Here is a 14,837-nt window from a genome sequence, read left to right on the forward strand (position 1 = left end):
AGATAAAGGAGATCAGAATGAAATACACAGATTTACTTAAAATGACCATCAAATTATATAACGAAGGTAAGTACATAGTGGCATATCAATTTTTAACAGAAAGTGCTAGTAAGGTTACCGATCATGATGCACACATTTACATGCTACGGTTTTGTATCGCCAGTATGGCAGGTCTTACTGATCAGGCATTACAGATTATGAAGGAAGCTATTATCGATAAAGGCTACTGGTACTCCTATGATTATCTTTATGCGGAAGAGGATTTATTATCAATTAGAGACCACAGTGATTTTAAAGAGATGGCGAAAGTTTGTAAGGAAAGAGAGCTGGCTGCGAAGGAGCTAACGGAATCAGAGCTTGTGATCATTACACCGAAAGAATATAGCCAACAGAAGAAGTATCCCTTAATGATGATCCTTCATGGGAATGGTCAGAATAACAGGATAGCCAGAGAGGATTGGTTAGTTTCTGTCCAGAGTGATTATATTCTGGCTTTTCCTCAGTCCTCACAGGTACAATTTTCAGATTCCTATGTCTGGAATGATTATATAAAGGGTTGTAGGGAAGTGAAAGGTCATTTTAATAGGGTCTTCACCGAGTATTCTGTTCATAGGGAAGATGTGATTATTGGTGGTTTTTCAGCCGGAACCAGAACCGCGCTATATTCTGTTTTAAATGATAGTGTGAATGTAAAAGGACTCATACTGAATGGTTGTTGGCTACCGGAACTGGATGAGTGGAAGCCTCTATTTGATAAACTAAAGAACAAAAGAATTAAAAGTTATATTACTTGCGGTGATCAGGATGAGATTAGTCTGGAGAGTACCAAAAAGCTAGTGAATATTCTTAAAGAAAAGGGAATTGATTATAAATATAGACTTATTAAGGATATGGGACATGATTTTCCGGAGAATTTTAATGAGTATATGAGAGAAGCGATAGAGTTTATTAAATAGATATTATAGATTGGGCATGTTTTTTCAACAGGGAAGAGGTATTCTAATAAATCGATTGTTCAAAAAGCATATTAATATTGATATTACTATGTAATGTGATTTCAGCATGTGATAAGGAAGAAGAACCAGCCAGTGTTGATAGAGAGTGATGAAAGCACTTCATAACCGGAGATACAAGTTATAATTTAGGTCAGCTTTGCTGACCTTTTTTGTGAAAGATTATATCAAATATCTCTTGGAAACATATAAAAAGTTGTGTATCATAGAACTAACGAATAAAAGATATCATAAATAAGTGAAGGAGTCGATGAACATGAACGAGGTTATGCAACAGATAAAGGAGAGAAAATCCGTCAGGGTTTTTAAAAATAAACCAATACGAAACGAGATAAAGAAGGAAATCATAGGTTCTGCTATGGAAGCTCCAACAGCAGGGGCTATGATGCTATATAGTATATTGGACATCAAAGACCAAGAGCTAAAGGATACCCTTGCCGTCTTATGTGATAATCAACCCTTTATTGCAAAAGCTCCCATGGTACTTATCTTTCTTGCGGATTACCAGAGATGGTATGATGCCTTTTGCTTCGAAGACTGTAATCCCAGAAAGCCGGGAGAGGGAGATGCTTTGTTAGCCTGTGCGGATGCGATTATAGCGGCCCAGAATACGGTGGTAGCTGCCCAGTCTTATGGAATCGGTTCCTGCTACATCGGTGATATTCTGGAAAACTGTGAAGCAGTAAGAGAGCTATTGGAGTTGCCGGAATACGTTATACCTGCCGCAATGTTGGTATACGGTTATCCGGTAGAAAGTCAACTGGAGCGTAAAAAACCGGTACGCTTTGAGAAAGAGTACATAGTTTTTGATAATAAATATCACAGAATTACGAAGGAAGATCATGAAAAGATGCATCGGATTAGACATGAAAAGGCCGGCCTTCCGGATAGGAATATGAATGAATATCTAAAGGCTTTTTGTAACCGTAAGTATATGTCGGATTTTTCATTGGAGATGAATCGTTCGGCTTCAGAATATCTTAAGAATTTTAAAACAAATGACAAAAATGATATGAATGGGTAACAACATATCACTTTCGTTATTAAAATGACTGTTAATAATATTATAGCCATAAATAAAAAACAGGACATAGGCAACCCCTATGTTCTGTTTTTTATTTATATAGTTTGTGAAGAGTTAAATGTGTATTGTATAAGCAATTTTACTGAGAGAACACGTTTGCTTATTATTGGAATTCTATGTTGATCCGATTTTATATATTCTTAGATTTGTATTAAGATAGAAGAGGTAAATTATTATAATTAGAATAATAGATAAGTTATTTATAAGATGAATTGAAATTTTATATTTGTTAAAAAGCTAACAGAATATGATATGATAGTTAGGTTTTTGTTAACGCATAATTTTGATATATAAGGTAAATTTATGTTGACATTAGAATTGGGAGCCATTATAATGGCTATAAATGATAATGAATATCATTACCATATTATGTATTATGGTTGCAGGAAATGGAGGTTAGAGTATGGTTCGCCTATATACAGATGATATATCAATCGGTTACGGAGAACGCCTGGTGGTTAAAAACTTAAGCATCAGTATACCGGATCACAAGATTACTACGATTATAGGCTCGAACGGTTGTGGTAAATCAACATTATTAAAAGCGATTAGCCGAATCATTCCTCATCAATCAGGGGCAGTCTATCTAGATGGAAAGGATATCGTGAAGGAGAACACGAAAGTCCTAGCCCGTAAGATGGCTATATTACCCCAGACACCGGAGGGCGCAGCCGGTTTAACTGTGGGTGAATTGGTATCATATGGACGGTTTCCTTACCAAAAAGGGTTTGGAAGGCTTACAAAAAAGGATTATGAGGTAATTGAATGGGCCCTGGATGTAACCGGTACGAAGGATTATAAACACAAAAGTGTGGATGCTTTATCCGGAGGGCAAAGGCAAAGGGTATGGATAGCAATGGCTTTGGCTCAGGAAACAGATATTATTTTGTTAGACGAACCGACGACGTATTTAGACATGGCACATCAACTGGAGGTTTTAGAGCTTTTGAAAAAGCTTAATGCCGAACAGGGAAGAACTATCGTGATGGTGCTTCATGAGATAAATCAGGCCGCCCGATTTTCTGATTATATTATTGCTCTTAAGGATGGTAATATCGTGAAAGCAGGAGAGTGTGACGAAGTCATAAATCGTGAGGTATTAAAAAAAGTATTTCACATTGATGCTCAGATAGGACGGGATCCCAGGTGGGACAAACCGGTATGTATTACATATAACTTAATTAAAGGAGAAAAAGAAAATGAAGAAAACTTGGATATTAATAACTATTCTGCTTATCAGTGTGCTGGCTTTTAGTGCCTGCAGTAAGCAAAATTCAGATACAAAGGATGCAACAGATGTGAATGAAACTGAGACTAAAACAGACGCAAATAACAAGACAGAAGCAGATGACAAAACAGAAGATACGACAGTTGTAGAAAATGCTGATGATGAAAATCAGACTGCTGATGCAGCACTAACAATAATATATGAATCCGAGGAAGGACCTATTGAGGTTCCTGCTGACCCGAAGAGAATCGTTGTTCTTAATTCTTTCGTTTCAGGTAGTGTTATGGCTTTTGATACAGATATTGTAGGTGTTGATTCCTGGGCGATGGCAAATCCCAGATATGCTCCTTTCCTTGAGGAGGCAGTGGAAGTATCCGATCAAGGTCTGGAAAAAATTATTGAGCTTAACCCAGACCTTATCATAGCTGCACCGACCAATAATAACATTGATAAATTAAAGCAGATTGCTCCTACGGTGGTTTATACCTATGGGAAAGTGGATTATCTGACTCAGATATTAGAGGTTGGTAAGCTTTTAAACCGAGGTGAAGAAGCACAGGCATGGATTGATGACTTTAAAGCCAGAGCACAAAAAGCGGGAGAGGATGTAAAAGCTGTCATTGGTGATGAGGCAACGATTTCTGTTGTGGAAAGCTTTGAAAAACAGCTTTATGTATTCGGTGATAATTGGGGTCGTGGTACCGAGATTATCTATCAGGAGATGAAACTTAACATGCCTGAGAAAGTCAAGGAAATGGCTCTGGAAGCAGGCTACTATGCATTATCTCCTGAGGTATTACCGGAATATGCGGGTGACTATGTGATCTTTAGTAAGAATGCCAGTGCAGATAATTCTTTCCAGGAAACAGAAACCTATCAGAATATTCCTGCTGTGAAGAATAACAGAGTATTTGAATTTGATGCAGCAGAATTTTATTTTAATGATCCGATTACTTTGGATTATCAATTACAGGCCTTTACGGATTATCTATTAGGAAGCGAATAATCCGCTTACAGATGATACATTGGTATATCTAGCATTTAACATATTGATTAAAAGGTCAATATCTAAATATAGAATATATAATCAAAATAATTTTCATATAGAAGATTGATTAATCGAAATCTAATAGTAATTTTAGTGTTTATATTAAATATATAACAGGATATTACTACGAAGGAAAACAAAAGAGAGGTGAGGATGGTATATGAAAAATATAAAAACCAAAGCGGTCAGCCTTTTTGGTATAAAACTAATCCTGGCAATCATATTTTTCATAGGTTCCTTTCTTGCGGCGATGGTTTTTGGAGCTGCCGATATATCAATTAATGATGTATGGTTGGCTCTTACGACAAATTCAACGAAAGATAGCGTTCTCATCCTCAAGGAAATACGTTTACCCAGAGAAATCGCGGCAATCTTTGTGGGAGCTGCCCTAGGAGTATCGGGAGCGGTGATGCAGGGTCTTACCAAAAACCCTCTGGCAGACCCGGGACTTTTAGGCCTTACGGCGGGAGCTAATGCGGCCCTAGCAATAACCATTGTCTTTTTCTCTACAGCGAACTATCTGACGATTATGATTGCTTGTTTTATCGGTGCAGGTATTGGTGCTATCTTAGTCATAGGAACTGGGTCAATTCGAAGGGGTGGCTTTTCCCCTCTTCGGATTGTACTGGCAGGTGCTGCGGTTTCTACATTTCTGCAAGCAATTGCCGAAGGAATTGGAATTTATTTTAAGATATCAAAGGAAGTATCTATGTGGACCTCCGGAGGACTACTTGGAACTTCATGGGAGCAGTTAAGACTGATAGTTCCTTTTATTGTAATAGGTATTTTGATTTCACTGATGCTGTCAAGGCAGCTTACCATACTTAGCCTTAGTGAGGAAGTAGCAGTTGGGTTAGGACAGAAAACAACGAAAATCAAACTAATCTTATTCTTTGTCACCATATTACTGGCAGGGGCTTCGGTTGCTTTGGTTGGTAACATGGCATTTATAGGACTCATTATTCCTCATATTGTAAGAGCTATTGTTGGGACGGATTATCGTTTTATTCTGCCTATGTCAGGGGTTCTTGGTGCATCCTTTTTACTGCTGGCTGATACCTTGGGAAGAACGATTAATGCTCCTTATGAAACCCCGGTAGCAGCAATCGTATCTATGCTTGGATTTCCGTTCTTTCTTTATATTGTACATAAAGGGGGGAAGGCATTCTCATGATAGAACCCAGATTAATAAGAAAGCAACGAATTATTTTCGTGACTTTGCTTCTACTAATTATTCTAACAATTGGAATAGGAATGGGACTGGGGTATTCATCCCTATCCTATGATCGGTTATTGCCTGTTTTATTTGGTAATGGAACCTTTAAAGAAGAGTTTGTTTTATATCAGGTCCGCCTTCCAAGAATGATAATTACTCTGCTAGGGGGTATGGCTCTATCATTATCCGGTGCAATATTACAGGGTATTACCAGAAATGATCTGGCAGACCCCGGAATTATAGGTATCAATTCGGGAGCCGGAGCAGCCATTGCAGCCTTTTATTTATTCCTTCCAATCAATGCTGCTTCCTTTGCTTTTTTACTTCCGGTAGTAGCTTTTTTTGGTGCGATGCTTACAGCAATTTTCATCTATGTTTTATCTTTTCGAAAGAACCACGGCTTTGAACCCATTCGGTTGGTATTAATTGGAGTCGGGTTTTCCATGGCACTGTCAGGACTGATGATTATTATGATTTCATCTGCGGAGCGGATGAAGGTAGATTTTATCGCAAAATGGCTCTCGGGTAACATATGGGGAACGGACTGGCCTTTTATCCTTAGTATCCTCCCTTGGCTTATTATCTTAATTCCATTCACCATATACAAAGCGAATCGTATTAATATCTTAACATTAGGCGATCCGGTAGCCATCGGAGTTGGGGTAGCTGTAGGAAAGGAACGTTTCATACTATTACTGACCGCAGTTGCATTAGCGGCTTCCGCCGTATCTGTAACCGGAGGAATAGCCTTTATCGGATTAATGGCACCCCATATTGCGAAAACACTGATTGGACCCAGAAATCAATTATTCATACCCATTGCCATATTAATCGGTGGATGGCTATTATTAATTGCCGATACCATTGGGCGGCAGCTTCTGGATCCACAGGGGATTCCTGCAGGTATCATGGTTGCTTTGATTGGAGCACCGTACTTTTTATATTTATTACTTCATAATAATAATAATACTTAAAGAAAATCAGAAAGACTCTTATCTGCCAAGGAAAGAGTCTTTTTGCATATCGTAGATATGCGCTTAACTTGTACCGCATGATGTGTTAAAGTATAATATGGAAGAAATGAGAAAAGACTAAAGATAATACTAATATGGAAAGGAACATTAAGATGACAGGAGCGCAAACGAATAAGAGCATTTGTGTATATAATGAAATCGGTAAGCTAAGAACCGTTCTTCTTCATCGGCCCGGACAGGAAGTGGAAAATATTGTTCCGGATTATCTGAGAAGACTGTTGTTTGATGAAATTGTATATCTGGAGCAGTCAAAAAGAGAACATGATCAGTTTGCAGATTTACTAAGAGACGAAGGGGTAGAAGTGGTTTACCTGACGGATTTAATGGAGGATATATTAGGAGATCAAAAGATTCGAGAGGAATTCCTTAAGGAGTTTATGATAGAGGGAAAGGCAGTCACCAGGGGTCTCCAAGAAGCTCTAACGGAGTTTTTTGGCGGTTTATCACCAAAGGATATGATTGATAAATGTATTGCCGGCGTTCGTACCAATGAACTAAAGCATATTAAACCGAAGTCCTTGGGAGATATGGTTAAAAACCCTTACCCATTTTACTTAGATCCTATCCCAAATCTATATTTTCAAAGGGACCCATTTGCATCGATTGGAAGCGGTATATCCTTAAATGTAATGTCCAATGAAACAAGAAATAGGGAAACCTTATTCGCAAAATATATCTTTAATTATCATCCGAGATTTCAGGATGCAAAGAGGTGGTATAATAGGGATAAGACGCATCCAATCGAAGGTGGAGATATACTGGTATTATCAAATAAAGTGGTAGCTATCGGCATCAGTGACCGAACTGATCCGACAGCTGTAGAACGAGTGGCTCATCACTTATTATCTTCGGAGGAAGGGTTTGAAACGGTTCTTGCGTTTGATATTCCGAAAAAGAGGGCATATATGCATCTGGATACTGTTTTTACTATGGTAGATTATGATCAATTTACGATTTATCCGGGAATTGAAGAACCATTGGATGTGTACAGTATAACGAAAGGAAAAGAGAATGAACTGCATATAAGATATGAATATGAGGATTTAGCCGTAATACTGAAGGAGCATATGAAGTTACCGGCGGTAAACTTAATTCGATGCGGAGGCGGTGATCGGATTGCTGCAGCCAGGGAGCAATGGACGGACGGAAGCAATACCCTAGCCATTTCACCGGGTAAAGTAATATGTTATAATCGTAATTATATTACCAATGAAGCATTGAGAAAAAACCGAATTGAGGTATTAGAATTTGACTCCTATGAACTGTCAAGAGGCAGAGGTGGCCCAAGATGTATGAGTATGCCCCTCATAAGAGATTTATTATAAAATATTTATCGATTAATATGGATAAGAAGATCATGTTATAGTAAAATAGTAAGGTAACAAGCTAACAAGGATACAAGGGTATATCCAATATAATAGGAATATGTTTACCATAGGATTTGAACGAAAAGAAGTATATTCTAATACTGTGAAATAAAAACTTCATAACAGTTTGTATAGATAGAATTGGAAAGCGACTTACAAAAATGTGAGGTTAATAAACGAAAAAGAGGTGAAGGATATGAAACAGAATTTAAGAGACAGAGCAATAAAAAACTTTGATTTAAAAGGTCGTTCGTATGAATTCTACAGCCTTAGAACACTGGAAGAGGAAGGATATGATATTAAGAAGTTACCTTACTCTATTAAGGTATTATTAGAATCCGTATTAAGGCAATGGGATGGCCATGGAATAACAGAGGAGCATATTAAAAATCTGGCCGGCTGGTACAGGGATGATACCCAAAAACAAGCAGAAGTCCCCTTTAAACCGGCCCGTGTTATCTTACAGGATTTTACCGGTGTTCCGGCTGTTCTTGACTTGGCAGCTATGAGGGTAGCAATGGCAGAAGCAGCAGACAGCCAAGGCGGTAATCATACATTAGATCATAAGGAAACTATGATTGATAAGATCAATCCGGAGGTTCCGGTTGACTTAGTAATTGATCATTCAGTACAGGTCGATTACTATGGAGCATTATCCTCCCTGGTGGAAAATATGAAGCTGGAGTTTCAACGAAATAACGAAAGATATCAATTTCTTAATTGGGCAAAGAAAGCGTTTCGTAATTTTACCGTAGTTCCTCCAGCAACGGGAATCGTTCACCAGGTTAATCTTGAGTATCTGGCACAGGTTGTTATAACAAAGAATGAAGAAGACCGATCGATCGTATACCCGGACTCACTTGTCGGAACAGATTCCCATACTACTATGATTAATGGACTTGGGGTACTAGGCTGGGGTGTCGGTGGAATTGAGGCAGAAGCCGGAATGCTTGGCCAGCCGTCTTATTTTCCTGTTCCGGAGGTAATCGGTGTGAAGATGACTGGGGAGCTGCCCCTTGGGGCAACAGCAACGGACCTGGCACTGCGGGTTACACAGCTATTAAGGCAAAGAGGTGTCGTCGGCAAATTCGTGGAGTATTTTGGCAGCGGTGTATCGAATTTATCTTTAGCAGACAGGGCGACCGTAGCGAATATGGCACCGGAATATGGGGCAACCTGCGGCTTCTTCCCAGTAGATGAAGAAACCTTAAAGTATCTGATACTTACAGGGCGCTCACCGGAGCATGTAGATTTGGTTCGTGAGTATTTAATTCAGAATGATATGTTCTATCAAAAAGATTCTCCTGAACCAGTTTATACGGAAGTAATTGAACTGGATTTATCAACAGTTGAAACCTCCCTTTCAGGGCCGAAGCGTCCTCAAGACCTAATACCACTGGGACAGATGAAACAGGCCTTTATCGACTCCGTGACTGCGCCCCAAGGAAATCAGGGACACGGGCTTTCAGAAGAGGAATTTAATAAAGGGGTTAAGGTCACACTGGCTGATGGCAGAGAAAGTCTTATGAAGACCGGTTCTATCGCCATTGCCTCCATAACCTCCTGTACCAATACCTCGAATCCATCGGTAATGTTGGGGGCAGGGCTTCTGGCGAAAAAAGCGGTGGAGAAGGGACTTAGAGTACCGGCTCATGTTAAGACTTCCCTTGCTCCCGGATCCAAGGTGGTATCCGGTTATCTGGAAAGCTCCGGCTTACAGTCTTTTTTAGATGAACTGGGCTTTCATATCGTAGGCTATGGATGTGCTACCTGTATCGGTAATTCCGGCCCTTTGCTTCCGGAGATAACGAAAGCGATTACGGATAATGATCTGCTGGGTGCTTCCGTACTGTCCGGTAACCGGAATTTTGAAGGTCGGATTCACCCTCTGGTGAAAGCAAATTATCTGGCTTCACCGCCCTTGGTTGTTGCCTATGCTTTGGCCGGTACGGTTAACATAGATTTAGAGAAGGAGCCCCTTGGTAAGGATACGCAAGGAAATGAGGTATATCTTAAGGATATCTGGCCGAACAAGGAAGAACTTAACGAGATTATCAGTAAGCATGTAAAACCGGAATTATTCCAAAAAGAATATGAAAAAGTATATGACAATAATGATATGTGGAATGCCATTATGTCAGATGAAGATAAATTATATGCATTTGATGAAACGTCCACTTATATACAAAATCCTCCCTTCTTTGTAGAGTTATCCAAAGAACCGGGTAACATTAAGTCATTATCCGAACTACGGGTAATTGCAAAATTCGGGGACTCAATTACAACCGATCATATCTCCCCGGCAGGAGCCATTGGTAAGAATACCCCTGCCGGCAAGTATCTAATGGAACATGGGGTAAAAAATACGGAGTTTAATACCTATGGCTCCAGAAGGGGTAATCATGAGGTGATGATGCGGGGAACCTTTGCCAACATCCGTATCCGTAACCGAATTGCACCGGAGACAGAAGGAGGCTTTACCACCTATTGGCCAACCGGGGAGGTTATGCCGATATATGATGCCTGCATGAAGTATAAGGAAACAGGTACCGGATTAGTTGTACTGGCCGGCAAGGACTATGGGATGGGCTCTTCCAGAGACTGGGCAGCGAAAGGTCCCAGCTTATTGGGAGTTAAAGTAGTGATAGCGGAAAGCTTTGAGAGAATTCACAGGTCCAATCTAGTTATGATGGGCGTTCTGCCTTTACAATTCACAGAAGGTCAATCTGCAGAAAGTCTTGGACTAACCGGAGATGAAGTGTATGAAGTAAAACTAAAAGATACCGTAAAACCCAGAGATACCATTCAGGTTACTGCTAAGACCTCTGAGGGTAAAAGTATTGTGTTTGATACAATTGCAAGATTTGATTCAGCAGTAGATGTGGATTATTACCGTCACGGTGGTATTCTTCAGATGGTCTTAAGGCAAAAGCTTGCAATTGAAGAGTAACATAATTCACTTTCACATGGATGAGTTGTCATACAATAAAAATTTTTGATAAAGAAGGCGGGAGATGGGATCACCTTAATACATTTTGGAGAACCTATTTGACGATTTGTATTACCTGATACGAATATGATGTACGTATTAAGAAATCAAATCATCGAATGTGTGTAATTCAACTTAAGTATGGTGACCTTATCTCCCGCTTTTTTGATTAGATATTTTGTACGAACGACCCATTTGTAAATGAAGTTTATCTTTATTATGGTTGAAATCCAAATCAGTTAATACGACCAACACTACACTGAAACATCTTGAAGAAGCAATTGACTTATAGCTGCAGGTTTTAGTTCAAAGAGTATCTCATAATTTATACCAATGAAGCAAAATAATAGCTTGGCAAATAGTTGGAATTAAGATATTCTATAAAAGTAGAATATATATTGAGAATTTAATAATGTGAATTATTTAAATAATATGGATTACATATAGAATTGTGTAGATTATGAATGAATGGTTAATCACATAATGAATAATTCATAAAGTATGGTGAATGCAATAATAATTGTATTCCTAATGAATAGTGATTGCATTATATGTGTATTTCAGAAGGAATGAGTTAACCTGTAAGAAGTTTAACAGAGAACAAGTCTGTGGTAAGGAACGAAAAATGGTGGAATAAATCGCTATGAATAATATCCGTATTAGTGTGAGGGTGGTTAAATGAGGAGAAGAAAAAAGGATATTTACATAGGTATGTTGCTGGGTTTTGTATTGTCTATCATTATGATGGGTGCAGGATTCTATGTGTGGCAACGGATGAATAGAAAAGAAGCGATTGTTTCGAATCCTAATCAGGTCACCGCTCAGAATGATATGGAGAGACTAGCGGCACATTATGATGATCAGGAGACAGTTACACAAGACTCGAACTATATTTTGGAGGGCACTTGGAACCGGCAAGGAGATACCGAATTTAATGGTTCAGAACTTACGATTACGTTACAAGAAGATAACTTATTTGAATTTTCCTTTGACGCCTATAATGGTAGCCATATAGGTATGACAAAAGGGGTTGTCGGGTTGAAGAACGATCAAGCAGTTTTTCAGGACGATGAGTACGGCTATACAATCGAATTTCATATAATAGAAGATGTGCTTTCAGTGAAGACAACAGATTTTATCGGAGTTATGGGCATCGGTGTTACGATAGACGGTGATTATAAAAAAAGAGTACAAGAAAAAACAGGGACTGATTTTATACAATTGGGTGTTTTTAGTGACAATTCCCAACTGGAAGCATTCAAAGACTTGGTAAAAGAGGACTATGAGCTGTTTCAAAGCGTCTATCAGCTTTGTTATCAAACAGAAGACCTGGATGGCTTCATGGCACAGGTTTTCACAGGTGGGGTTCGAGGTTTGTCTGCTGTTATGGAAGGGATCATTATGGTTGGACCGGAACATACCTTTTGGGCAGCGTTGATTGATGGAGATGTAGTAAGATATTATACTAACAGTTCCCATAAGGATACCCTGCCGGTAACAATTGATTGGTGGAGAAGGGACTTTGACCACCTGGATGTGGTTTTGGCTCAGACAGAGGGACGGGTTAGTAGGCTAAATCTGGAGATATTAAAAAGCCAGGGCTTTGAACCGATGAAAGAGCACTCTTTCTTTATAGAATATAAAGAGTTAGGAAGTGTCGAATTTATCTCAGGAGTTATCACAGAAGAAGGCAAGGATAAACAACAAGAGAGAGATGCTGTTGTTAATAATAAAAAGGCTGAGTATTATCTTGTGGATCAGGATGGAAATGTAGTATATAAATTTCCTACAGCAAAGGTGGGAGATTATGTGCGTACCAGAGCTGTCTCTTTTCAAAATCTTGATACTTTGGTTGGTGAGAATACTTCTGAGAATACTTCTGAGAATGCTGTGAAAACTGATATTGTTGATAATACTGAGAATACTAAAGATACTGAAAATATTGAAAATACTGAAAATACTGTCGAGAATACTGTTATTTCGAAAACTTTGAATAATGTGGATGTGAAAGACATCATTATAATTGAAGAATATACGAATAAAGATAAAAAATATGGGGATATACCGTTTCCGTATTGCCGAATCTATGATTATAATGACTTTGGTTTTACGAATGTAACCAATATATATGAAGATATTAACATAAATAATAAAAATGAAAATATTCTTATGATTATGGAAAATCTTCAGGCTATACAACAGAATTTAAATCAAAACGAGAATACTGAATTGGTAGATGATCTCCTTAATGTAAAGGAAGGTCAGAATAATATAGCGGATTTAACAGATCAAGGTATGACCATATTCTCGGATCAGATAGTTACGATTGATACAAAGAAGTGGGGTAAAGTCCGTCTGATTCCTGGCCATCATAAGGGAATAGGAATGTATCTGCTTCGCTTATATCTGGTTGATGATACAGGTATGATTTTATATCAGTTGCCGGAACTTGCCACGCGGGATTGTTATAATGTATCAGATATTATTTATCAGGACATGAATATGGATGGAAGTAAGGATATTCTAATCATAGCGACTTATACCTCCGGTTTTGGCACCGATGGGATCACTCCAACTCCTTATAGCAATCTATATTTGCAGACAGAGGACGGATTTGCAAATGTAGAGATCCTTGATAAAGAAGTGAATTATCAGCTGATGAAAGAGAAGAAGAGTATCAATTTTGCGAATATAGCTGAAATTTTTCAAAAACTTGAACAGTTCGCAGAGTAATATTCTAATCTTGCCAGCTCCAAGCAACCTAGGATGCCCTGCTTATCGTCTAAGGTGGCAGATACTATATAATTGTCAATATCATTAAGTTGCGGGGTTTTGATATATCCGTTCAACAACTTGAGTACTTGATCACGAATAAGGGGATAGAGCTGTTTTTGCTTCATGACACCACCACCCAGAACAATTTTATGGGGAGAGAAGGTGAGTATTAGATTAACTATACCCTGGGCGATATAATATGCTTCGATTTCCCATACTTTTTCATTGGATTGTAATTTATAAGCTTTTGTATGATATCGTTTTTCGATGGAGGGACCGGAAGCTAAGCCTTCCAGGCAGTTAGGATGGTAGGGACATACCCCTTTAAAAGTATCTTCGGGATGTCTGTTCATAAAGATATGACCTGCCTCCGGATGTAGCATTCCATGTAGTAAAGATCCATTTAGATATACACCGACCCCGATTCCGGTTCCAATGGTGATATATACACCGGAGGATAAGTCTTTGATACTTCCCCAGATTGCCTCACCTAATACGGAAGCATTCACATCGGTATCAAAGCCAATAGGAACTGAAAGGGCACTTTTTAAACTTCCAACAATATTATAATCTGACCAAGCTAACTTTGGAGTAGAGGTAATATAACCATAGGTTTTCGACTTGCGATCGAGATCAATCGGTCCAAAGCATCCAACTCCTAATGCATCGATATGTTTCTCTTTGAAGTAGGAAGTTATTTTAGGGATGGTTTCAGAAGGGGTATTCGTTGGAATAGAAACTTGTTCAAATATCTTACCTTTCTCATCTCCGATTGCCATTACCATTTTGGTTCCGCCTGCTTCTAATGCTCCTAATAACATATTTTATCCTCCATAAATTTATCTCTTAAAACTATATTATCTTATATAGGATATCATCCTGATAAGTAAGTTGCATACATCCGTTAAATCCAAAAAAGATACGTCATATTTTCACATATATTATATTATAAAATCGGCTCATTGTCAAGTGTTGGGGTGTGATTCATTTGAATCATGCCCCAACACTGGTTTTAGAGCTATTTTTATGTTTATAGGTTCTATAAGGTGTTTTAGGGTGCACTTAATAAGCCTACCACTATTT

At 38.6% G+C, this 14,837-nt stretch carries 10 protein-coding genes; 9 read left to right on the plus strand and 1 reads right to left on the minus strand.

Annotated elements, in window-relative coordinates; translation table 11 throughout:
- Positions 1–17: 17 nt before the first annotated feature.
- From I5677_RS10755 to I5677_RS10795, 9 genes are all read left to right on the plus strand, one after another.
- Complete coding sequence (locus I5677_RS10755; RefSeq protein WP_197661583.1) at positions 18–956, plus strand: alpha/beta hydrolase; 939 nt, start codon at positions 18–20, stop codon at positions 954–956.
- Positions 957–1,269: 313 nt separating this feature from the next.
- Positions 1,270–2,037 carry a nitroreductase family protein gene (locus I5677_RS10760; protein ID WP_197661584.1) on the plus strand — a complete coding sequence of 256 codons (768 nt, stop codon included), beginning with the start codon at positions 1,270–1,272 and terminating at the stop codon, positions 2,035–2,037.
- Positions 2,038–2,500: 463 nt separating this feature from the next.
- Positions 2,501–3,352, plus strand: a complete 852-nt coding sequence (locus I5677_RS10765) for an ABC transporter ATP-binding protein (RefSeq protein ID WP_197661585.1) — start codon at positions 2,501–2,503, stop codon at positions 3,350–3,352.
- Positions 3,297–4,331 (plus strand): iron-hydroxamate ABC transporter substrate-binding protein, encoded by a 1,035-nt coding sequence (locus tag I5677_RS10770; protein ID WP_197661586.1) that lies wholly within the window; start codon positions 3,297–3,299, stop codon positions 4,329–4,331. Before I5677_RS10765 ends, I5677_RS10770 begins: the two co-directional genes overlap by 56 nt.
- A 202-nt stretch (positions 4,332–4,533) precedes the next feature.
- Positions 4,534–5,547, plus strand: a complete 1,014-nt coding sequence (locus I5677_RS10775; RefSeq protein ID WP_197661587.1) for a FecCD family ABC transporter permease — start codon at positions 4,534–4,536, stop codon at positions 5,545–5,547.
- On the plus strand, positions 5,544–6,563 hold the full coding sequence (locus tag I5677_RS10780) for a FecCD family ABC transporter permease (protein WP_197661588.1): 1,020 nt from the start codon (positions 5,544–5,546) through the stop codon (positions 6,561–6,563). Before I5677_RS10775 ends, I5677_RS10780 begins: the two co-directional genes overlap by 4 nt.
- Positions 6,564–6,697: 134 nt before the next feature.
- Complete coding sequence (gene arcA, locus I5677_RS10785) at positions 6,698–7,948, plus strand: arginine deiminase (RefSeq protein WP_243456566.1); 1,251 nt, start codon at positions 6,698–6,700, stop codon at positions 7,946–7,948.
- A 238-nt stretch (positions 7,949–8,186) separates the two neighbouring features.
- Complete coding sequence (gene acnA / locus I5677_RS10790; RefSeq protein WP_197661589.1) at positions 8,187–10,940, plus strand: aconitate hydratase AcnA; 2,754 nt, start codon at positions 8,187–8,189, stop codon at positions 10,938–10,940.
- Positions 10,941–11,657: 717 nt separating this feature from the next.
- Complete coding sequence (locus I5677_RS10795; protein WP_197661590.1) at positions 11,658–13,712, plus strand: hypothetical protein; 2,055 nt, start codon at positions 11,658–11,660, stop codon at positions 13,710–13,712.
- Here the strand turns inward: I5677_RS10795 and I5677_RS10800 are convergent.
- Positions 13,685–14,575 carry an ROK family protein gene (locus I5677_RS10800; RefSeq protein WP_197661591.1) on the minus strand — a complete coding sequence of 297 codons (891 nt, stop codon included), beginning with the start codon at positions 14,573–14,575 and terminating at the stop codon, positions 13,685–13,687. The genes I5677_RS10795 and I5677_RS10800 overlap by 28 nt on opposite strands.
- Positions 14,576–14,837 lie beyond the last annotated feature (262 nt).

It is taken from the genome of Mobilitalea sibirica (genome assembly GCF_015999265.1).
GTDB lineage: Bacteria > Bacillota > Clostridia > Lachnospirales > Lachnospiraceae > Mobilitalea > Mobilitalea sibirica.